At 38.7% G+C, this 20,077-nt stretch carries 22 protein-coding genes and 5 pseudogenes; 19 read left to right on the top strand and 8 right to left on the bottom strand.

Annotated features, from left to right (window positions below; genetic code table 11):
- Positions 1-342: 342 nt before the first annotated feature.
- The 6 genes and pseudogenes from KUH03_RS22715 (at position 343) to KUH03_RS22730 (ending at position 2,871) form a co-directional block, all read left to right on the top strand.
- The gene (locus KUH03_RS22715; protein ID WP_257086971.1) at positions 343-786 is read left to right on the top strand and encodes a low molecular weight protein-tyrosine-phosphatase; all 444 of its coding nucleotides are present in this window, start codon (positions 343-345) and stop codon (positions 784-786) included.
- A 163-nt stretch (positions 787-949) separates the two neighbouring features.
- Complete coding sequence (locus KUH03_RS22720; RefSeq protein ID WP_120260307.1) at positions 950-1,297, top strand: hypothetical protein; 348 nt, start codon at positions 950-952, stop codon at positions 1,295-1,297.
- Positions 1,298-1,351: 54 nt separating this feature from the next.
- Positions 1,352-1,525, top strand: a complete 174-nt coding sequence (locus KUH03_RS46480; protein WP_306429933.1) for a hypothetical protein — start codon at positions 1,352-1,354, stop codon at positions 1,523-1,525.
- Positions 1,495-1,563: pseudogene (locus KUH03_RS46485) on the top strand (peptidylprolyl isomerase); the annotation flags it as partial. The gene KUH03_RS46480 and the pseudogene KUH03_RS46485, both read left to right, overlap by 31 nt.
- 16 nt (positions 1,564-1,579) lie before the next feature.
- On the top strand, positions 1,580-2,056 hold the full coding sequence (locus tag KUH03_RS46490) for a peptidylprolyl isomerase (protein WP_306429115.1): 477 nt from the start codon (positions 1,580-1,582) through the stop codon (positions 2,054-2,056).
- Positions 2,057-2,104: 48 nt separating this feature from the next.
- Positions 2,105-2,871 (top strand): annotated as a pseudogene (locus KUH03_RS22730) (exodeoxyribonuclease III).
- A 226-nt stretch (positions 2,872-3,097) separates the two neighbouring features.
- Here KUH03_RS22730 and KUH03_RS22735 read toward each other — a convergent pair.
- Positions 3,098-4,156, bottom strand: a complete 1,059-nt coding sequence (locus tag KUH03_RS22735; protein WP_257086972.1) for an Mrp/NBP35 family ATP-binding protein — start codon at positions 4,154-4,156, stop codon at positions 3,098-3,100.
- 366 nt (positions 4,157-4,522) lie between these two features.
- On the opposite strand from KUH03_RS22735, the gene KUH03_RS22740 reads away from it, so the two are divergent.
- The 5 genes and pseudogenes from KUH03_RS22740 (at position 4,523) to KUH03_RS22760 (ending at position 7,410) form a co-directional block, all read left to right on the top strand.
- Complete coding sequence (locus KUH03_RS22740; RefSeq protein WP_257086973.1) at positions 4,523-5,008, top strand: hypothetical protein; 486 nt, start codon at positions 4,523-4,525, stop codon at positions 5,006-5,008.
- The gene (locus KUH03_RS22745) at positions 4,981-5,667 is read left to right on the top strand and encodes a hypothetical protein (RefSeq protein ID WP_257086974.1); all 687 of its coding nucleotides are present in this window, start codon (positions 4,981-4,983) and stop codon (positions 5,665-5,667) included. The genes KUH03_RS22740 and KUH03_RS22745 overlap by 28 nt, the downstream gene beginning before the upstream one ends.
- A 149-nt stretch (positions 5,668-5,816) precedes the next feature.
- Positions 5,817-6,358, top strand: a pseudogene (locus KUH03_RS22750) (biosynthetic peptidoglycan transglycosylase).
- On the top strand, positions 6,355-6,567 hold the full coding sequence (locus KUH03_RS22755; RefSeq protein WP_257086975.1) for a hypothetical protein: 213 nt from the start codon (positions 6,355-6,357) through the stop codon (positions 6,565-6,567). The pseudogene KUH03_RS22750 and the gene KUH03_RS22755 overlap by 4 nt, the downstream one beginning before the upstream one ends.
- Before the next feature lie 303 nt (positions 6,568-6,870).
- Entirely contained in the window at positions 6,871-7,410 is a 540-nt protein-coding gene (locus tag KUH03_RS22760; RefSeq protein WP_121120772.1) for a phosphoribosyltransferase, read from the top strand.
- A 99-nt stretch (positions 7,411-7,509) separates the two neighbouring features.
- Here the strand turns inward: KUH03_RS22760 and KUH03_RS22765 are convergent.
- Positions 7,510-8,108: pseudogene (locus KUH03_RS22765) on the bottom strand (DNA-3-methyladenine glycosylase I).
- A 119-nt stretch (positions 8,109-8,227) separates the two neighbouring features.
- Between KUH03_RS22765 and KUH03_RS22770 the strand changes: the two are divergent.
- From KUH03_RS22770 to KUH03_RS22780, 4 genes are all read left to right on the top strand, one after another.
- Positions 8,228-8,800 carry a hypothetical protein gene (locus tag KUH03_RS22770; RefSeq protein WP_257086976.1) on the top strand — a complete coding sequence of 191 codons (573 nt, stop codon included), beginning with the start codon at positions 8,228-8,230 and terminating at the stop codon, positions 8,798-8,800.
- Positions 8,761-9,198 carry a DUF4271 domain-containing protein gene (locus KUH03_RS48980; RefSeq protein ID WP_373564469.1) on the top strand — a complete coding sequence of 146 codons (438 nt, stop codon included), beginning with the start codon at positions 8,761-8,763 and terminating at the stop codon, positions 9,196-9,198. Before KUH03_RS22770 ends, KUH03_RS48980 begins: the two co-directional genes overlap by 40 nt.
- A gap of 11 nt (positions 9,199-9,209) precedes the next feature.
- On the top strand, positions 9,210-9,980 hold the full coding sequence (locus KUH03_RS22775) for a uroporphyrinogen-III synthase (RefSeq protein WP_077437140.1): 771 nt from the start codon (positions 9,210-9,212) through the stop codon (positions 9,978-9,980).
- 520 nt (positions 9,981-10,500) lie between these two features.
- Complete coding sequence (locus tag KUH03_RS22780) at positions 10,501-11,289, top strand: cupin-like domain-containing protein (RefSeq protein ID WP_257086977.1); 789 nt, start codon at positions 10,501-10,503, stop codon at positions 11,287-11,289.
- A 76-nt stretch (positions 11,290-11,365) separates the two neighbouring features.
- On the opposite strand, the gene KUH03_RS22785 is transcribed toward KUH03_RS22780, so the two are convergent.
- Genes KUH03_RS22785 through KUH03_RS22810 form a run of 6 tightly spaced genes read right to left on the bottom strand, consistent with a single transcriptional unit; the run spans position 11,366 to position 17,617 of the window.
- Positions 11,366-13,162: a PD-(D/E)XK nuclease family protein gene (locus tag KUH03_RS22785; RefSeq protein WP_257086978.1), complete on the bottom strand. Its 1,797-nt coding sequence runs from the start codon at positions 13,160-13,162 to the stop codon at positions 11,366-11,368.
- Complete coding sequence (locus KUH03_RS22790; protein WP_257086979.1) at positions 13,147-14,250, bottom strand: hypothetical protein; 1,104 nt, start codon at positions 14,248-14,250, stop codon at positions 13,147-13,149. Before KUH03_RS22790 ends, KUH03_RS22785 begins: the two co-directional genes overlap by 16 nt.
- Before the next feature lie 9 nt (positions 14,251-14,259).
- Positions 14,260-15,699: a 3'-5' exonuclease gene (locus KUH03_RS22795; protein ID WP_257086980.1), complete on the bottom strand. Its 1,440-nt coding sequence runs from the start codon at positions 15,697-15,699 to the stop codon at positions 14,260-14,262.
- The gene (locus KUH03_RS22800) at positions 15,669-16,388 is read right to left on the bottom strand and encodes a UvrD-helicase domain-containing protein (RefSeq protein WP_257086981.1); all 720 of its coding nucleotides are present in this window, start codon (positions 16,386-16,388) and stop codon (positions 15,669-15,671) included. The genes KUH03_RS22795 and KUH03_RS22800 overlap by 31 nt, the downstream gene beginning before the upstream one ends.
- Entirely contained in the window at positions 16,327-17,109 is a 783-nt protein-coding gene (locus tag KUH03_RS22805; protein ID WP_257086982.1) for a hypothetical protein, read from the bottom strand. Before KUH03_RS22805 ends, KUH03_RS22800 begins: the two co-directional genes overlap by 62 nt.
- Positions 17,075-17,617, bottom strand: a complete 543-nt coding sequence (locus tag KUH03_RS22810; RefSeq protein WP_257086983.1) for a UvrD-helicase domain-containing protein — start codon at positions 17,615-17,617, stop codon at positions 17,075-17,077. The genes KUH03_RS22805 and KUH03_RS22810 overlap by 35 nt, the downstream gene beginning before the upstream one ends.
- A 329-nt stretch (positions 17,618-17,946) precedes the next feature.
- Here KUH03_RS22810 and KUH03_RS22815 point away from each other — a divergent pair, with 329 nt between their 5' ends.
- From KUH03_RS22815 to KUH03_RS22835, 4 genes and pseudogenes are all read left to right on the top strand, one after another.
- Positions 17,947-18,375: a hypothetical protein gene (locus tag KUH03_RS22815; protein WP_257086984.1), complete on the top strand. Its 429-nt coding sequence runs from the start codon at positions 17,947-17,949 to the stop codon at positions 18,373-18,375.
- Between the two features lie 121 nt (positions 18,376-18,496).
- A complete protein-coding gene (locus KUH03_RS22820) occupies positions 18,497-18,649 on the top strand; it encodes a hypothetical protein (protein WP_257086985.1) in 153 nt (50 codons plus the stop codon).
- 76 nt (positions 18,650-18,725) lie between these two features.
- Positions 18,726-19,242 (top strand): annotated as a pseudogene (locus KUH03_RS48985) (30S ribosomal protein S16).
- A gap of 338 nt (positions 19,243-19,580) precedes the next feature.
- Entirely contained in the window at positions 19,581-19,877 is a 297-nt protein-coding gene (locus tag KUH03_RS22835) for a ribosome maturation factor RimM (protein ID WP_257086987.1), read from the top strand.
- Positions 19,878-20,077: the final 200 nt, after the last annotated feature.

The raw sequence follows: 20,077 nt of genomic DNA on the forward strand, positions 1-20,077 counted from the left end.
ACCTTTGTGTGGATGGTTGAATGCATGAAAATTTAATTGGACATGCGTGGATATTAGGGCTCATATGATGTTTCAATTGTAACTGGAAAGTACGATTTCATCAGGCTTGTTTCTTTAATAGGAAGTTTAGTTATTTTGTGCAAGAATGTTGAGAGAAACTGGTCCCGTTTGAAAAATGAGCTGGAACAAGTTTAGGGTTATTGTTGTATAATTATACCCATGAAAGTTTAGAGGGCTATTAGGAAGTCAATAACAAACGATCTGTCCGAATGTTGATAGCAATGGGGATAGTCGACTTATCGTATTGCTCTTTAGGTTGCATGGTTTTAAAAAAGTATTTCGATGAAAATTTTAATGGTCTGTTTGGGAAATATCTGTCGTTCGCCATTGGCACATGGGATATTGAAGCAAAAAGTAAAAGATAAACAATTAAACTGGATTGTGGAATCTGCTGGTACAGGTGACTGGCATATTGGTGAGGCGCCCGATCGAAGGGCAATTGCAATTGCAAAAAAATATGGGGTCGATATCTCCGGACAACGGGCAAGACATTTCCAACCTGCATTTTTTAATGAATATGATCTTATTTTTGTCATGGATCGTCAGAATTTTGCGGATGTCTGTGCACAGGCGGAAAACAAAGATGATTTGGAGAAGGTGCAATTGTTTTTAGATAATGATATCGTTCCTGATCCGTATTTTGATGATAATTTGTTTGACCCCGTTTTTCAGATGATTGACAAGCGTTGTACAGAGGTGATCGCAAAGGTATCCCCCTCCTCGTAAATGACATTGATATTATCTGAATATCGTGAATTAATTCCTAATTTTCGGTGGTCAAAAATTCCAAGGAGCGGAAAACTTTTGGAGAGATCGGGGAATATGTTTTATAAAGGGTAATATGACAAGCCTTTACAGGTGAATTTGTCTTTTTGTTTAAAGAAATAAAATGAAAGCAGCAGAAGTAAACAAGAAGTGGAGCACCTTGCAGGGTGAAATCGCTTCTTTATTTGATATGGAAAAGCCTGACATCAAGGTATGTTTATTCCTTATTGGTGTGCAGGAATTGGGAAAAGGTCCACAGACTTTCTCAAAGCGACAAAAAGAGGAGTTGATGCATATCGCAACCTGTCGTTTGTTCAGCGCAATGGGGTTCTATACCCTAAAGGGACTGGATGAAGAAGGATGGCCACACTGGGAGTTGGTGAAACCTATTCCTAACTACACCTTATTGGAGCAGGAACTTATTATGAAGTCCCTGATTATTGATTATTTTGAAGAGTTAAACGTCATCTAGGGTATGAGATTTTTGAAAGTTTGTTTAGTAACAGTATTTTGTTTTTTGCAAATCATGGCATTTGCAGCTAAACCGGAGTATAAATATGTGCAGATCGTTACGGATAAAGGAACCTGTGTCTTGCGTTTGTATAACGCAACACCAAAACATCGGGACAACTTTGTGAAATTAGCAAAAGCAAATATTATGATGGTACTTTGTTCCATCGGGTTATTCAGAATTTTATGATACAGGGTGGTGACCCAGATTCAAGAAATGCGGTCGGCGGAGCTCAGCTAGGCAATGGAGGTCCCGGTTATACTATTCCGTCGGAAATCCAGGATGGAATTCCACAAGAAAGGAACAATAGGTGCCGCCCGGGACAATAATCCCGCGAAAGCATCTTCTGGTTCTCAATTCTACCTTGTTCAGGGCAAAGTATTTACCCCTGAGGATCTCAGCCGCTTAGAGCAGACCCGGATGAATGGAAAGAAATTTTCTGAAGGGCAACGTCAAGCGTATACAACCGTAGGTGGAGCCCCACATCTGGACTGGAACTATACGGTATTTGGTGAATTGGTTAAAGGGATAGAAATGATCGACCAGATTGCGGCTGTGAAGACCGACAAACATGATCGACCGGAGGTAGACCAAAAAATGAGCATGCATGTGTTGACCAGACGTGAAGCGCTTAACCTGGAACGCGAACTGAAAGGTCTGAAGCCTCAAACAGGTTTCTTTACCAAGATAGGTGATCTTTTCTCATCTAAAGATTATTAAAAAGTATAAAGTTTCAAATCTAATATCTCAATACTCATATCTAAACAAATGAAAATAGTAACCTATAATGTGAACGGTTTGCGGGCAGCTTTAAAGAAAGATTGGTTAGGCTGGTTGAAAAATGTGGATGCAGATGTCATATGTCTTCAAGAAATTAAAGCCACTCCTGATCAAATCCCGGAAGTTGCTTTGCTGGAAGAAATGGGGTATGAGCATTACTGGTATCCGGCGCAGAAAAAGGGATATAGTGGCGTGGCCATCTTTAGCAAAATTACTCCTACACATGTCGAATATGGTTGTGGTCATGAAGACTATGATTTTGAAGGGCGTATCATTCGTGCTGATTTTGATAAAGTGTCAGTGATGAGTACTTATTTTCCTTCTGGAACAACAGGAGATGTCCGACAGGATTTTAAATATCGTTTTTGGATGATTTCCAGTTATATAGCAATAAGTTGTTGGTTGAAAAGCCTAATTTAGTTGTATGTGGAGACTATAATATCTGTCATCGTGCTATTGATATCCATAATCCTAAATCGAATGCAAACTCTTCGGGATTTTTGCCTGAAGAACGTGAATGGATGGAAAACTTTATCAATTCGGGATATATCGACTCGTTCCGTCATTTGAATCCAGAACCACATAACTACACTTGGTGGAGTTATCGTGCAGGTGCACGTGCCCGAAATCTGGGCTGGCGCATCGATTATAATATGGTGTCAAAGCCGCTAGGGGCGCAGATCACATCTTCGCAGATTTTAGCAAACGCAGTTCATTCCGATCACTGTCCGGTTTTGCTGGAACTGGATGTGTAGATAAGAGTGATCCTAATAAAAAATATGCGGTCTAAAAAGTAACAGAGAAACTTCTATGCATTGAATATTTGGAAAGTTGCTGTGGAGATACAAATAAAATTAAAGAAAAACAGGGTTATCCGAACTTTTTGGATAACCCTGTTTTTTATAAAAGTGGCATGTTGATCAATCCATTTAGATGGAGTTCGACTGTTTTGTTAAGCCGATGCCTCAATAGCTGTCATATTTAAACCTGACTATGGATGATGGAGAGTTGTTGAGCAACCTTCTCCGCAATCGTCAGGAACGATTTTGTTACAGGATCTTCTTGATCTATTGCGACAGGGAAGCCGTTGTCTCCGGCATCAGAAATCCCTTTAAGCAAAGGTATTTCACCAAGGAATGGTACTTTATATTCTTCGGCTAAACGTTTACCGCCGTCTTTACCAAAGATATAGTATTTGTTATCTGGTAGTTCTGCCGGTGTAAAATAAGCCATATTTTCAACAACTCCCAAGAGTGGGATATTGATACTGTCCATTAAAAACATGCCGATTCCTTTGACAGCATCGGCTAGCGCTACCTGCTGGGGTGTGGTGACAATAACTGCTCCAGCGATTGGGAAAGTCTGTGATACCGTGATATGAATGTCACCGGTTCCCGGTGGCATATCGACAACTAGATAATCCAGTTCACCCCAATTGGCATCATTGAAAAGTTGTTTGATTGCCGAAGTGGTCATGGGACCACGCCATGGAATAGGTTGATTGGGATCCGTAAAGAAACCGATTGAAAGTAGTTTTATGCCAAATTTTTCAAGTGGTTCAATTTTAACATGGCCGTCAGGCATCTCCACAGATCCGGGTTTGGCTCCTTCCAATCCGAACATCATCGGTAGTGATGGACCATAGATATCGGCATCCAATAGACCTGTTTTTGCACCCTTTGCATGAAGTGCAAGGGCCAAATTGGCAGCGACCGTTGATTTTCCGACACCGCCCTTACCCGATGAAACCAGAATGATGTTTTTAATCCCTGAAACCTGAGCACCCTGTTTGCCGACCACATTGGAAGTCATGTTGATCTGGACTTCAAGATTTTTATCAATAAAATGTGCTATGGCGTTGCGGCAGGCATGCTCTATATGATCTTTTAATGGGCAGGCGGGAGTAGTCAATATAACATCGAAGGCAATTTTTTGGTCTTCGATCTGAATATTTTGAATCATATTCAATGTTACAAGATTTTTTAGATCAGGCTCTTCAACATAGGATAATGCATTTAATATTTGTTCTTTGGTAACCATCTATTATTCATTTGAAATCATGGAATACAAAACTACTCATTGCTGACCAATTTCATGTCATTTGTTTGTTTTTAATGGAATTAAGATCCATATATCTATGCATTATTGATGAATAAGGTTTTCCTACAACCTCAGAGAAAATTAACGAGGAGCCTACTTCGCTGTATTGCGTGTCTCTAATTCGGTAATGGGAGGAGTGGTATTTTTGTGTATTCGGGAATTAGATAGGCCATATTATATACCTTTTAAATGCTGTTGTGGAAGAGTTGTACTTTGTCTGGTTTCCGTGTAATTATAATTGTATATGAAGGCAAATTTATCTAAGTTTGACTATTGATATGCATGGATTTGCATGAAATTGTAATTATGTCCGATCGATTTATAACATCTCTGAAGTCCCGCAAGTGGCGATGGCTTTACATTACTTTGGCTGTTTTCTTGATTTTAGTAATCGCGGTAGGCACTTATGCTTACCAAAAGAGAGACGGGATGCTCATGGGGGCCATCAATAAAGCAAAAGCTAAGCTGCTGGAAAAGTATGATATGGATTTGAAAATTCAATATTATGCTTTTCAGGGAATTAATGCGGTGCAGTTTAAAAATATACAGTTGTTACCTAAAAATAGGGAGCCACTGGCACAGATTAATGATCTGACGGTATCTGTTAAACTATGGCCCCTTTTATTTGGTGATGTAAAGCTAGGGAAGTTATTCTGGACAATGCAACAGTGTCTTTGGTCAAGAAAGACACCATTAGCAACTACGATTTCCTGTTTAAGAAACAAAAGAAGGACACAGTCGAGAATGATAATCCGAAACAGAATTTGGCGGCATTGGCGGACCGTCTACTAAAGAACGTATTCTTTAAAATCCCGAATGATCTAGATCTTAAAAATCTTGAGCTTTCTTATAAGGATGACAGTACTTCACAACGTATTGTTATACCCTCTGCTGTCATTGATGGCGGTGATATGGAATCTAAGTTTTTGCTAAATGATCATGAGGCTGCCTGGAACCTAACAGGAACAATAGATTCGGATAATCAGGAATGTGATCTACGGCTTTTTTCAGATAAGAAGGAGGTGAATCTTCCACTATTGCAGCGCAAGTTTGGTCTGGCCGTTAGTTTTGATGAGATATCCTTTCGATTGGACAAGGCCAATCGGCGCAATAAGGAGTTGCTGGAATTACATGGGCAATGGGGCTTTAAAAACCTGAAGATAAATCATTGGCGTATCTCCAGCAAAGACGTTATTTTCCCTGAAGCGACCATGCAGGGGGCGCTCAATATTGGCGCTTCTTCTATTGAAGTCAGCAAGGAGAGTACGGTACAAGTCAAAGATTTTGTTTTTTCTCCTTATTTAAAATATGTACATAAGCCAGAGAAGGAAGTTTTTTTGGCTATTCACACAGATAAAATCAAGGCACAGGACTTTTTGATGCAATGCCGGTTGGGTTGTTTCCGGGGTTGGATGGCATACAGGTTGAGGGGCATATTCAATACGATCTAAATTTTGCTTTGGAATTAAAAAAACCTGACAAACTTCTTTTTTCGTCCAAAGTGGATGATAAAGATCTGCAAGTCGTGAAATGGGGCGAGGCTAATATTGGGATGTTAAATACACCTTTTACCTATACAGCTTATGAAGATGGTAAACCGATGCGTGAGATTGTGGTCGGACCGCAAAACCCGAATTTTACACCTTTGGATCAGATCTCCCGTTATATGCAGATTAGTCTGATCAATACCGAAGATCCCTTTTTCTTTAAACATAAGGGCTTTGAAGAAAAGGCTTTCAAACTCTCTATTGTCACAAATATCAAAGAAAAAGGCTTTAAGCGGGGGCAAGTACGATATCAATGCAATTGGTGAAAAATGTGTTTCTGAACCGTAATAAGACCGTCGTCCGGAAACTCGAGGAGATCCTATTGGTTTGGCTGATGGAACGTTCGCAGCAGGTCAGTAAAAAACGGATGTATGAGGTTTATCTCAATGTTATCGAGTGGGGTAATAATGTCTATGGAATCACCGAAGCGGCCCGCTATTATTTTGGAAAAACTCCAGCTCAACTCGGACTTGGAGAAAGTATCTTTTTGTCCAGTATTGTGCCACGTCCGAAGAAAGGACTTAACTTTTTGATTGGACTGGGCATCTTAAGGGAAATATGCTGCGCTATTTTAATATCTATGGCCATATCATGACTAAAACGGGACAGATAGGTGTTGATTCGACCACATCAGCCTATGGTTTCTATGAGGTCCTATTGCAGCCGCATCTGCGTGCTGCCAGACCTGCAGTTGTAGATTCTATAGACACATTGGATATGGGGATGATCCATTGTTATTCGATGATCTGGGGAACGGAGGTGCCGCTGATAATCTGGAAGGTGTTTCTCTTCCTAAAACCATAAAGATGTCTCATCCTGAAAAACAGGACGAGGAAACGGCCGAACCGGAAAACATAAGCGATCTATTTTCGATAAGATCCTAGGTCGGAATAAGGAAGATAAGGGAAAAACGGAAGACGAAACGACAAAGAACCCGAAAAAGGAACAGAAATAACCTGATAAAATAGGTTCATGGTTGATTGCTTTCATATTGATAAAGCTTTTGATTTGTTATATGGGATGTAGAATCAAAAAATTAGCTTGCTCAATACCTTGGAAAATCTGTCTGGAGAAAAGAAATGATACCGATAAAAATAATATAGTGGAATGAAAAAAATAGAAATTGACGGATTGCTTTTTGAACCCCTTTTTGAAGAAGAACAGATTCAGAAAAGAGTTCGTTTGATGGGGATAGACATTAGTCTGCGATATGAGCATAAGCAACCTGTTTTTATAGGAGTTTTGAATGGTTGTTTTATGTTTATGGCGGATTTGCTTAAACAAATAGAAGTTCCCTGTGAGATGTCTTTTATTAAATTGGCCTCCTATATCGGTACCGGTCAATCTGAATTGAATGAGCTTTTGGGTTTAGGTATTGATCTAGAGGGACGTGATGTGATTATCGTGGAAGATATTGTAGACTCCGGACATTCGCTGAAACATACATTGGATGCCGTGAAAAGATTAAATCCAGCCAGCGTCATTGCATGTGCACTTTTGGTTAAGCCTGAAGCACTGCAATATCATTTTGAAGAGTTGACCTATGTTGGTTTTGAGATTAGCAAGGAGTTTGTCGTGGGTTACGGGATGGATTTTAACGGTCTGTGCCGCAACTTGCCAGATATTTATAAGAATGTTCCTGTTTAGATTTTAATATTGAAATTTTGGTCTCGTAAGATCTGTTTTGCTATTAGAAATAGATCAAGGAACAAAGGGTAAAACATCCTTTAGCGAGGTAGCCCGTTTTTATCTTTGTTCCTTAATCCTATAACAATGTAGCTTAGTATTTAAAAGAACAAGTTTCAATATGATCATTGACCATACCCACTGCTTGCATGTATGCATAACAAATCGTGGAACCAAAAACTTGAAACCTCTTTTCTTCATGTCTTTTGCTATTTTATCGGAAATTTCGGTCGTTGCAGGTACATGTTGCAAACTAGGCCAATGGTTGGTCAACGGTTGCTGTTCTGGTAAAAATGAATACAGGTAATTGTAAAAGCTGCCATATTCCAGTTGAATTTTTTAAATAGCCGTGCATTTGTAATGGTCGATTCTATCTTATTTCGATGTTTGATAATACCGGAATCTTTCAGGAGTGCTTCGACATGATCTGCTGTATAAATAGCGACTTTACTGACATCAAAATTGGCAAATGCTTGCTGATAAGCCGATCTTCGGCGGAGGATCGTAATCCAGCTCAAACCAGCCTGAGCTGACTCCAGTACTAAAAATTCAAATAAGGTTTTATCATCCTTGACTTGTCGTCCCCATTCTTTATCGTGATAGTTGACATACTGTTCATCAGATCCGCACCACTGGCAGCGTATAATTTCTTTTGGCATGTTCTATAAAGATTTTTTGAATGCAATATAACTTTTTATCCTAACTTTACGACCATAAAAAGTTTCGAATTTAAACGGTCTGTGATTTCTTCATCGCCGATAAGGAGCAGTTTATTTCAATGAAAGTTAACATCTTTAAATATTTTATTGTCTTTGTAATCCTCTTTGTGTTTTCGGCTGTACAGTTGAGTGCACAACGACGGGCATTGCGACATGTTGCCCAAGATAGCGTATCCATACCCGATAGTACAGGTATTTTAAGAGATTCTATTCTATCGCCTAATCAGGAGGTGCTGGCATCTTTAAATCCGGCCCTGCAAAAGCAATATCGGATTGTCACTGTAGAAGCGGAGGGGCTGGTTGTTCACAATATCTATGACTATGATGTGAAACAGTATTTTAAAGGTGAACCGAGTAATAATGCTTTGACACGACAATATGGAACTCCTAAGCCGCATCGGGAGAACTGGATATTATTTACTGTGCTCTTTTTGATATTTGGAGTTGGTTTAATTCGCATATTTTTTCCTTCCGATTTAAAATTGGTCTTTCAAGGTTATTTCGATGACCGGGTGTTGTTGTCGGTTAGTAAAGAAGATACGATCCTAACCTCTTGGCCGTTCATTTTCCTGTTTGTATTATTTTCGGGGCAATGGCACTCTTTGTTAGTTTGTTTTATGCTTATGAATTGAACCGCTTTGATTTTATTACCTTTCCCAATTATATTAAAACCGTAGGTATGGTCGGAGCGCTATTTGCCTTAAAAATTGGCTTTATCCGATTTTTATCCTTTGTTTTTGAAATAAGGAAGCTAGTAAAAGAATATGTGACAGTGTTGTATCTGATTTATTTTAACACGCTCTTTTTGATGCTTCCTGTGTTATTAATATTGAGTCTTGTCCCTTTAAGCGCTGTTGGTGTCGTTTTACATTTGGCTATTATTGGAGCAATCCTGTTATTCTTATATAGATTTCTCAAGACAGCGGCGCATATTATGTCGATGTATAAATTTTCAATTTCCTATTTAATTTTGTACCTTTGTTGCCTAGAAATAGCACCAATATTAATACTGTTAAGATTATTGAGCTAAAACTGGTTAATATGCAAACTTCAGACGTAGAAAGAGCAAAGAAGGTAAAAAGTGTACTGGTGACTTTACCAAAACCTGAAAACGATAAGTCCCCTTATTATGATTTAGCAAAGAAATACGGGTTAAAATTAGACTTTCGAGGTTTTATACACGTAGAAGGGGTTCCTGCCAAAGATGTGCGTAGGGATAAAGTTAATTTAGCAGATCACACTGCGGTAATATTTACAAGTAGAAATGCTGTAGATCATTATTTTAGGATATGTGAAGAAATGCGGTTTGAAGTGTCGGCAGAAATGAAATATTTCTGCATTTCAGAGACGATTGCCCTCTATCTTCAAAAATATATTCAATATAGAAAGCGCAAAATTTTCTTTGGTAAACAAACGGCTAAAGATCTGGAAGAGGTTTTGAAAAAACATAAGGCTGAAAACTTCCTGTTTCCTTGCTCGGATGTTGCTAATGAAGAAACAAGTAATTGGTTACAGCAAAATGGCTATAAGTTTACTCCGGCAGTTCTTTTTAGAACTGTAGTAAGTGATCTGAGTGATCTTAAAGATGTATTTTATGATGTAATTGTATTCTTCAGTCCTTCTAGTGTTCAGTCGCTATATGACAACTTCCCGGACTTTAAGCAAAACAATACCCGTATCGCTGCGTTTGGAGCTTCGACGCAACAGGCTCTCTTAGAACATGGATTGATATTGGATATTCCTGCTCCTACACCAAAAGCACCTAGTATGACGATGGCTGTAGAAGAATACATTAAAAAAGTAAATAAATAATAACCTATCTTAGGTTGATGATATAAAGGGTTTTTTAAACCCTTTTTTGTTGGATTTGGTTATTCTTTGGGATTCAAAGGATTATGATTGCATTGAGTTTGCCTATGTAATACAATCACAATAAAAAATAGTCGCTTAGTTTTCATGCGGTTGATAAAGAAACCTGTTATGAACTCGATCGAGGCATACAGTTTGTAGATAATTGAGTTGCTATAACAGATGATTCATTTGGTTTGTTAAAATAAGGTTCTATAAAGTAGATCCGGGTTGTTGTAGGATGAAATGTAATAAAAGTGACAGATGTCATTGAGATTTTAATTATATTTCTATTAAATTGTAATGGGGTTATTTGTTCCAATTAAAAATAAGGTGTAGACGTTATTTTTAAAATTTGGTAGAGATATTTTTTTATGTTTGTAATTAAGCAAAATTAGTCAGTCGTGAAGTTAAAGCAAGTTGATAAAATTTCGGGCATTCGATCAGAGGACTTTTTAAAAACTATCTGAAACCAGGGTTTCCGGTGGTCATCACAGATTTTATTAGTGCTGATAGTCCAGCATTGAAGAAATGGAGTTATGATTACTTTAAGGAAATAGCCGGGGATATTAAGATTGATGTCTATGGAAAAGAAGAAGATTCAATGGACCGTGCTGCCAGTGCTCCTGTGGGGCAAATGACATTTGCGGAATATTTGGATCTGATTACCAAGGAACCTACCGAATTGCGATTGTTTCTGTTCAATCTGCTTAAAATACGTCCTGAATTAAAGCAGGATGTTATTTATAATGATGTGACCGGAGGAAAAGTGTTGCAATGGCTACCATTTATGTTTTTCGGAGGAGAAGGGTCTAGTACCCGAAATCACTTTGATATTGATATGTCTCATGTGTTCATTTCACAATTTCAGGGACTAAAACGGATCTGGCTTTTTCCGAATGATCAATCGGATCTGATGTATAAGTTACCGTACAACTTTCATAGTATTGCTAATCCGAAGTATAGTAATGTGGAGGAATTTCCGGGAATAGAATATCTGGACGGATATGAAGCTGTAATCCATCCCGGAGAAACATTGTACATGCCTGCAGGATGGTGGCACTATATACAATATGAGACCGAAGGATATTCGATTTCAGTAAGGGCGCTGGCTAATTCGATCAGCGAGAAATTGCAAGGGGCACGAAATCTTTTTATAACAAGACATTTTGATAATACGATGCGGAAGATCTTTAAGGATCATTGGTTTCATTACAAAATAAATACAGCCAAGCGCCGCGCAAATAATGCCATTAAGAGAAGTAAACGATAAAATAAAGGGGATATCAATTGATATCCCTTTATTTTTATCGTTTACAGCTGTTTGATCTACAGGATAACGATCTTTCCTAGACCGATTCTTCATTTTCTGCCCATTTGCTCGCTTCTCTATAGAACAGTGTATAAGGATCACTGGGATAGATGGTCGCATCCGGATTATGTCTAAATGGAATTTCAGGATTAAAAATCTCACTGAGTATATTGCTTAGGAATCCGACAAAGTTCTCTTTCTGAAAGGCGAGAAAGTCGGCGGTTAATACACCTTCTTTGCCATTAAACAGAGTTCCTTCCTCACGCATTTTTCGGGCAACATATAGATGTGGCTCCAGTTGCTTCCGACCTGTCTTTTGCTCAAATACATAGGCATAGAAAAGTGTTTGTATCAGCGCTTTATTTTCGGTATTAGGTGCAAACACTTGATCGATCTCTCTAAATATAACTGAATCACCTCCTGTTTTGTAATCGACAATCCGACTGATGATCCGATCATCATGGGTGAGGACTTCGTCGACACGGTCGATGATACCGTATAAAGTAACCTGTTCTTCTTTACCATTTATAGAAATAGGGAATGGAAGCGTGTAATCTGTGTCGTTCTCGAGTTCTATAATGCGGAAGGCCTTATAATTGGCGATATCATATTCAAGATACATTTTGATATATTCACAAGCGATCTTTAACATGATGCGCTGTAGACTATTTAAATCGCTTGTGGAATTTAATTCAACCTGATATTGAAAGCCTATTTCCCGAACAACAAAAGATTCGATCTGATTAAAGTGCTGTTGCAGGATATTCGTAGGTGTAAAGTCTTTTTCATCTTTGAACGGCAGGAATATTTTCTCCATAACATTGTGGATAACAGTTCCCAACTTGTTCATCTCAAATTCCTGTGAAATGGAAGGTGGCTCTTTGATATTCGCGATATGCTTGAGGAAAAATTGCAATGGCGATTGTAGATAGGTTGTGAGTGCCGTTGCTGATATTCTCTTCTGGTCGACAATAAAGTCCTGATACATCTTTTCCCATACTTCGCCCTGTTTTTCGATGATAATCTCTGTTGTTTTGTCGGCGAACTGGATCGTTTGTTGTTGAATTTTGCGTTCAAAATTAAACTTGCTCTCGAACTCAAGTTGTTTGATAAATCTACTTTCCTCTCCTGTTGAACTTTCGTCTACAAGCCCATTGTAAAAAATATGGATCCCCTCGCTATATTGAAAGTGCCTATAAAACAAATAGGCTGACAGTGCATCTTGATTTTCCAATATTGGTAACCCATAGGCTCTTCGCAGGCTGTTGGGGATAAAGGTTGGGGAATTGGATGTTTTGGGTAGGATACCCTCATTTGCACCTAAAATATATACATTGTCAAAATTTAAACAACGGCTTTCCAGAAGTCCCATAATCTGGATACCCTCCAGTGGATTTCCTTCTATCGCAGAATTTATCGGCGATATGGCTTTCTTGATCAGGCCAATCTGGAAGCTGATACTTAAAGGTGCCACTGTCTCAAATCCCAAAAGTAATTGGTTGAGTGTCTTTTTGGTTTCTATTAGTAAATTGTTGTCAATCTGACGGATGCGTTCATGTGCGGAAATACTATGCAGCAGATCGTCAACAATTGTAATGAGTGAAGGAATCAATTGCGCCGCGTGTACAATCGGAACGAAAAATTGAGGTAGTGCGCTTTTGAAATGGAGTTCTTCCAATGCGATTTCAAATAATTGCTTATCGGCGATTTCTTTCTGAATTTGCAGCTTGTCTTCCAAAGAAACCTGTGTCAAGGGATGATTGATGAATGTCTCAATGGTCTGATAAGAGATCTTGTTCCTCTTTAACTGCGAAATTTCTAAATGCACTTCCATCCATAAATCCAATATACCATAAATAGGGATTGGGTTAAGGGATAACCGGTAGTAATATTGGGGTTAACATCAGGAAGACTTTGCAATAAAGGAACCAATAGGTTCTCATCGGCTAATAAAATAGCCGAAGTTTGCTCTTTGTTATTTTGTTTTTCAAGAATGTCATAAAGTAGTTTTGTCTGACTTATTTTTCCTGTGCTTGCATACAAGTTTACCGTTGAGGTTCTGTTGCCTATTATATTGGGGCTACTGCCGAGCGCGTTGACAAGTCCGGTCTGAAAGATATTTCGCCGAATGAACAAACCTGCTTCTTGCATATTGTCGTCCAGGTAATAGGAGTCTGCATCGAAGTAAAATAGTGCCTTTCCTTCTTCTTGCCATTGACGGAATAATTTAGCTTCGGCCCTATTCAGTGCATTGAATCCAACAAAAAGAATCTGTTTAAAGGATGATGTAAAATCCTGAAGGGTAGCTTTGCTCTCGACTAGATCTCGATAAATCGTCGGATAATTAGTTTGACCGGCTGCTTTAAGCGTTTCTTTAAACTTTGTGTATAATATTGGCAGTCTTTTCCATAATTGTAGAAACCGCTCTTGTACACCGCTATGGCCAGCAATGGAAAAGGATTGCCAAAACTGACGGATAAACCCTTGCTGTTCTTGTGTAAGGTGTTGGAAGGCAATATCAATTTTGGTGTTATCATAAAGCTCCATATAGAGCTGATCGATGGGGACCAGATCATAATCCAGTTGTCCAAAGTCACTCAATATAATCTCTGCAATAGGATAAAATTCTTCTAATGTTTCCGGTTCTTTACCCTCAGCGGCCAAAAGTTCGTTATGGATTTTAAACAGCTGAAAGAACTGTCCCAAGGGGCTAGCCTCGGCATCATTGGTCGATAATTTGAAGAATTCCTGTATAGTAAAAAACTGTGGAGACCAGATGGCCTGTCCATAGACCTCGGCAAGATGTTTTTTGAGATATGTAATCGGACGTTTATTGTTAAACACGATGGCAATCTCACTCAAATCGTTTCCAAAACGTTGTTGAATATCCGCTGCTACTAATTTTAAAAAGGCTGTTTGCATCGTGATCGTTTATTTTACTTCAATTAATTGATTTGATTTAGCATAGTAGAGGTAGGCTTTGACATTGTTGTAGCCTAGGTTCTCCAAGTTTTTCTTATAGTTGTCAACCTGATATTTATGTCCGATGTAATCCGTTTGTGTAAATTTAAAGTCGAGGACAATTGTCTCTTCCTCTGATGTGAAGACTTTATCAGGGCGGATGGTTTCTCCTTTAGCGGTAATGATACTGGCTTCATTCCAGATTTTATATTTTCCGGTAAGCCACTGATTGATGATGGGATGGTTCCAGATCAGGTTGATTTCTTGCATAAGGTAGGGTTCATCCTCTTTTGAGAGTATACCTTCCTGAATCAGCTGACGGACTAATCTGGAAATATCTTTTTTTTCTTTAGCGATCTGAGACATGATTTCATGGGCCAGTATCCCATATTGTGCTGCTTTTTCCAGCATCATAATATCGTTGATTGTACGTGTGCTGGATTTCTCTAAGGCCATCTCCAGCTCTTTGGAAATAGGGTAGTGGCTGAGTGCAATGATATTGTCTTCTTGACTTTTAGGGGTGACTCGTTCGATAGTCTGATCAACCTTTATTTGGGCATCTTCTAAAGTAAATGGAGCAATAGAGGAATCCAATACTTGATAGAGGATATCGCTGATATATTCATCTTTGATATCATATCCTGTAATTTCGCCGGTCTTTTTGTCCACGGACTCTTTAAATGATGGAGCAGTAATATAGAGGTGTTCAACGGCACGTGTTGTCGCTACATAGAACGTATTTAGCGCATCCATATAATTGAATAGCATTTCCTCAAAATATTGTTTGAAGAACACAGACTTTCCAACTGTCGTGGTATATTTTATGGGAATTTTTCCTAACTGGGCAAATGGCGTATCGTAAGTGTCGATCCAGAAATCTCCATTGATCATCCCGTCCAGATCCCAGGAACAGAACGGGAGCATGACAACATCATAGGCAAGACCTTTTGATTTATGGATTGTTGTTACTTCAATAGCGTTTATATCACCATTAGAAGGTAGTACTGCGCGATTGCCATCTTCTTCCCAGAATTCTAGAAACTGAATAATTCCACGCTCACCATTGGTCGAGAAAGCCGAAATCATATCCTTGAATGCCAATAGGTAGGGAAGGTGAATGTTCTGTTCAGTCGTGAAGCCATAGATTTCGATGAGTTTTTCTATCAAATGAACCAAAGGCTGTTTTTGCCAAATTTCCCAGGAGTCGATCAATGCGTGGGGAAGAAAATCTTTCAACGCACGGATGTCGTTTGAAGCGAAGGTTAGCCAAGCGGTTTGATTGACCGTATTTTTCTGGATGGTCTGATAGAGATAGACGATTTTTGCTTTATGTATACTATGTTTGTCCGAATTGTATACGAGCGCTTTTAATGTTTCAATCAGGAGGAGTACAGCGTCGTTGCTGGCCAAGGATAGCGCATCTCCGGAGATGACCTCAAAGCTAAGATTCTCCTCTTTTTGAAATCCATCAATTTCTGGATAACTAATTTCGCTTGTGCATTACTACGTACAAGGATCCCTATTTGTTTGGCTTGATATCGGCCAGTATGAAACCATTCACCTATCTTCTTACATAAAAGATGAAGAGACTCCTCGATGACCTGATTTCTCCTGTAGCGACCGTCAGACACAGGGATATACGAAATCTCGATGGATCCCAACTTATCGAGATTCCCTTTTTTGTGTGCAGGGATTTCCTGTTGACTATTTTCATAAGCTTTAACAAGCATATTATCATTGCCTGAGGCTGCCCACCAATGTTTCCCCTCTTCGTCTAAGTTTTCGTCTACTTTTTCATTGAGAACACGCTGTAGATGCTGAGGGATACTGTTAAAAAGATAGTTGTTTAGCTGGATAATATTTGGGAGACTTCTAAAATTGGTCTCAAGACTACCATTTTCTATAAAACTGATTTTGCTGCTCTCATCCAAGTGGAAGGCATGACCAATTTGCTGTTCGACCTGTTGGAGTAATATGCGCCAATCTCCGTTCCGCCAACGGTATATACTCTGTTTGACATCTCCAACAATGAGATGCTCACTTAGTGTACCATTGGCATCTGCAAGTGCATTGATCAATAGGGGCTGTAGTTTTTCCATTGGATGCGCGAGGTATCCTGAAATTCGTCGAATAAAAATAATTGAAGCGATTGCCGATCTTTTCCCAGATGAATGTCGGATCGTTGTTCTCATCGATCCCAAGTTTATTTAACAGGATCTGTGAATCGGAGATTAATTGAGCGCCGTTTTCCTTACGCCATTGGGTCAGTAAGTCGCTCATTTCTTTGAGCAAACGTAGGTAATAGAGATTGTTTTGTACCGCCTGATAAGCAATGTAAGCTGCTAGATTCTCCTGTAGTGCCTGAAAAGACTGTAAGATGGGAGCAAGCGCTAATTGGAGGTCGTAGCGTATATTTTTGTCGCTATCTGTAAATGCGTCCTCATTATCTATCAATTGTACATATTTGTCCAATATTTTGGCAATTTCTGAAGAACTTAACTTGTCTGTCTTTTTACTGGTCTTGCTAGCTGAGATAATCTTATTGCGTGATTTTCCCTTGAGCTCATTTTCACTGATGTTGAATCTTTTGAACGTATCATTGAAAGTTTCGATGGTCAGCGAAAGTGCTTCGGTAAAGGCATTTATTTTTTGTTCGATTTCTTGATTCAGGAGGTTGAAAACTTCTCTTGGGTTTGCTGAATTAATATAGCTGTCAAATTCCTGGAAATTTTCAGAGAAAATAAGATTGGCTAGGCCCATCAATTGTTGTCGATAGTTCCAGTTTTCATTTTTGGCTATTTTTTTTTTTTTTCTCCGCATAGGCGATGATCCAATCAAGGAGATCGGGGCGTTCATCCAACAACTGATTGAGCATGACTGTCAATTCATTTTTGACTTTATTGACATTCATTTCTATCTTGTAGGCCGCATCGAGGTTGAGTTCGTATGTGAAAGCACGGATAACTTTTTGAGAAAAACCATCAATCGTACTGATGGTAAAATGACTGTAGTCGTGTAAGATCCGACGGTAGACACGGTAGGATTTCTCCTGGATCAAATAGCTTGTCCAATCGGGTTGTTGCTGCAGCAATAATTTTCTGAAATCTTCGATTTTGGGACTGGGATCGCCAATAGCTAGGCCGTGGAGCACAGAGAGTATGCGCTCTTTCATTTCTGCGGTGGCCTTGTTGGTAAACGTTACCGCCAATATCTCCTTATAGCTGTTTTCATTGGACAGCAATAATGTTAGATAATGTAGTGTCAGACTAAAGGTTTTTCCAGAACCGGCCGAAGCTTTGAGTATTTTTAATGGCGCAACAGATTTCATGGAATGAAGGTAGAAAGTAAAATGTAAATTGGCAAAAATGCCGAAGATTATTTTAATTGAGAAAATATACTTAATTTGCTTCTAATTTATTGACCAAATTATTGTTTTATGAAATATACAGTGGGTATCCTTGTATTATTATGTATTACCTTTAATTATTCTTGTAAAAAGATGGATCTGAAAAGGATAATAGTAGGCTTATCGAATTTAAAAATACAACCTTATCCGCTTCAAATGGCGCCGAAACTAGTTATCTACTTGAATATGATGACCAAGGGTGGGTAACAAAAGTAAATGAACAGCAGTTCCATTATGGGGCAAATGGGCGAGTGGATTATTCGCGTATTGCGCTTCAGGATAAAACGGGCGGAATTGAACGGGTGAAGATCGTGCGTTTAAGCTATCATTGGGACGAACAGAATCGTCTGAAGAGTGTATTTGTTGATAGTTTGTATAATAAGAGCGCACCGATTAAAGATGGAATAAACACTGTAGGCGCTGAATCGCTCATTAAAGATAAATTATTGACAAGCTATTCTTATACTTCGAACATGTCTGTACCCTCCAAAATTGTCTATCGGAAACTGGAAAAATTCTATGAACAAATTGGAGATGAGCAGGAGTTGACTTTTGCCTATAATGGCGATAATATCCAAAAACTGAAAAGCTTTCTATATTTCTCACCGCTTTTCAATAATCCCGGAGACCCTAAACTTGAATTCACGTTATTCTCTTTTTTCAATATTCTACGACGCTAAACCCTCTTTATCCTATTTATAAACAAATGGGGTTTAATCCGATTGATATTAATCAGGTGGTATCAAAAATTTAGAAAACGCTTTTTTCTCTGCCCTAATTCAGGGAAGGACCAATCAGGAAATGCAGCCGGATTGGACAAAGAAAACAGCTGTAAAAATTACCTTGGACGCTAGTGGCAAACCTACAGCAATGAATTATGTTGTTAAAGGGGATTTTGAAGGAGTTAAAGATGTCATTTTCAGCGAAGTTTTATTAAATTATGTCTATGAATAAAAAAAAATAACTATCTTTGCATCCCCTCTAGTATGAAGCTCGGGGATATGTTGAATACATAAAATAAAATTAAGAAATGGCAACTAAAATCAGATTGCAAAGACATGGTAAAAAAGGACGTCCTTTTACCACGTAGTCGTAGCGGATTCTCGCGCTCCACGTGATGGTAAATTCATCGAACGTATCGGTTCTTACAACCCAAACACAAATCCTGCAACTATTGTTTTGGATTTTGAAAAAGCTTTGGATTGGATGAATAAAGGTGCTCAACCTACTGACACAGCTCGTGCTATCCTTTCTTACAAAGGTGTTCTTTACAAAAACACTTACAAGGTGGTGTGAAAAAGGTGCTTTTGATGAAACTGCTGCTGAAGCTAAATTCACTGCTTGGACTGAAGCTAACGAAGCTAGAATCTCTGGTAAAAAGATGGTTTAGCTCAATCTAAAGCTGATGCTAAGAAAGCTGCTTTAGCTGCTGAAGCGAAGAAAAAGAAGAAAAAGCTGCTGCTGTAGCTGCTAAAAATGCTCCTGTAGCAGAAGAACCTGCCGCAGAAGAGACTGAAGCTCCTGCATCAGAAGAAACTGAAGGTTAATTCTTTCATAAAGTATTCGAGAAAGCCGACTCAATCTTGAGCCGGCTTTTTTAATAAAATAGTTTATGTGTTAAAATGTGATGCTGATTGCTCTAATTTAAAATAGAAGGCCGAGCATATTATCCTATCGCTATACAAAAAAGTGAAAATAAAACAGATGCTGTATATATAGTGGAAGCCGAAAGGAAAAGCATCTCAATACTAATATCCTAATACGCAATATTACAAAATGACTATCGATCAAAGTTTTTATATAGGCTATATCAGCAAAACGCGAGGTCTAAAAGGCGAGATGCAATTGTTTTTCGAATTTGAAGACTATGAGAGTTTGGATATAGATGTCGTCTTTTGGAGGTCAACAAAAACTTGTACCTTATTTTATCGATGCTATAAAACTGCAGAAAAATAGTACCGCCTACGTGACATTTGAAGATGTTGATCATATCGACAAGGCACAGGTGCTTGTTCACAAAAAGGTTTATCTACCCAATGATAAAATGCCAGAACGGGATCCCGATGATTTTAGATATACGGATTTAATCGGATTTTTGGTGATCGATGAAACCCATGGTGAACTGGGGAAATTACGGATGTACAGGAATTTCCACAGCAATTCGTCGCGACAGTTGATATGAATGGTAAAGAATTGATGTTCCCCTATCCGATGATTTAATCGTTGGCATAGATGGTGAAGAGGAGATTATTGAAGTAGAATTGCCTGAAGGACTAGTCGATCTTTATAAAGAATAAAAGTGGACGGACCTCTCGTAAATTATCCCTGATTGCAAATCGGGATTTACTTTAGAGCATCGTTCTTAATTCCCATAAATTTGAA

The organism is Sphingobacterium sp. E70, from assembly GCF_019285695.1.
GTDB lineage: Bacteria > Bacteroidota > Bacteroidia > Sphingobacteriales > Sphingobacteriaceae > Sphingobacterium > Sphingobacterium detergens.

Coding starts and splice junctions, on each gene's coding strand:
- KUH03_RS22770 (WP_257086976.1), top strand. CDS start 8,228: ATGAAAGTTAACATCTTTAAATATTTTATTGTCTTTGTAATCCTCTTT.
- KUH03_RS22720 (WP_120260307.1), top strand. CDS start 950: ATGAAAGCAGCAGAAGTAAACAAGAAGTGGAGCACCTTGCAGGGTGAA.
- KUH03_RS22735 (WP_257086972.1), bottom strand. CDS start 4,156: ATGGTTACCAAAGAACAAATATTAAATGCATTATCCTATGTTGAAGAG.
- KUH03_RS22805 (WP_257086982.1), bottom strand. CDS start 17,109: ATGCGGAGAAAAAAAAAAAAAATAGCCAAAAATGAAAACTGGAACTAT.
- KUH03_RS22790 (WP_257086979.1), bottom strand. CDS start 14,250: ATGCAAACAGCCTTTTTAAAATTAGTAGCAGCGGATATTCAACAACGT.
- KUH03_RS22760 (WP_121120772.1), top strand. CDS start 6,871: ATGAAAAAAATAGAAATTGACGGATTGCTTTTTGAACCCCTTTTTGAA.
- KUH03_RS22775 (WP_077437140.1), top strand. CDS start 9,210: ATGCAAACTTCAGACGTAGAAAGAGCAAAGAAGGTAAAAAGTGTACTG.
- KUH03_RS22755 (WP_257086975.1), top strand. CDS start 6,355: ATGACTAAAACGGGACAGATAGGTGTTGATTCGACCACATCAGCCTAT.
- KUH03_RS22810 (WP_257086983.1), bottom strand. CDS start 17,617: ATGAAATCTGTTGCGCCATTAAAAATACTCAAAGCTTCGGCCGGTTCT.
- KUH03_RS22715 (WP_257086971.1), top strand. CDS start 343: ATGAAAATTTTAATGGTCTGTTTGGGAAATATCTGTCGTTCGCCATTG.
- KUH03_RS46490 (WP_306429115.1), top strand. CDS start 1,580: ATGGAGGTCCCGGTTATACTATTCCGTCGGAAATCCAGGATGGAATTC.
- KUH03_RS48980 (WP_373564469.1), top strand. CDS start 8,761: ATGGCACTCTTTGTTAGTTTGTTTTATGCTTATGAATTGAACCGCTTT.
- KUH03_RS22740 (WP_257086973.1), top strand. CDS start 4,523: ATGTCCGATCGATTTATAACATCTCTGAAGTCCCGCAAGTGGCGATGG.
- KUH03_RS46480 (WP_306429933.1), top strand. CDS start 1,352: ATGGCATTTGCAGCTAAACCGGAGTATAAATATGTGCAGATCGTTACG.
- KUH03_RS22835 (WP_257086987.1), top strand. CDS start 19,581: ATGTCGTCTTTTGGAGGTCAACAAAAACTTGTACCTTATTTTATCGAT.
- KUH03_RS22820 (WP_257086985.1), top strand. CDS start 18,497: ATGCAGCCGGATTGGACAAAGAAAACAGCTGTAAAAATTACCTTGGAC.
- KUH03_RS22800 (WP_257086981.1), bottom strand. CDS start 16,388: ATGGAAAAACTACAGCCCCTATTGATCAATGCACTTGCAGATGCCAAT.
- KUH03_RS22785 (WP_257086978.1), bottom strand. CDS start 13,162: ATGGAAGTGCATTTAGAAATTTCGCAGTTAAAGAGGAACAAGATCTCT.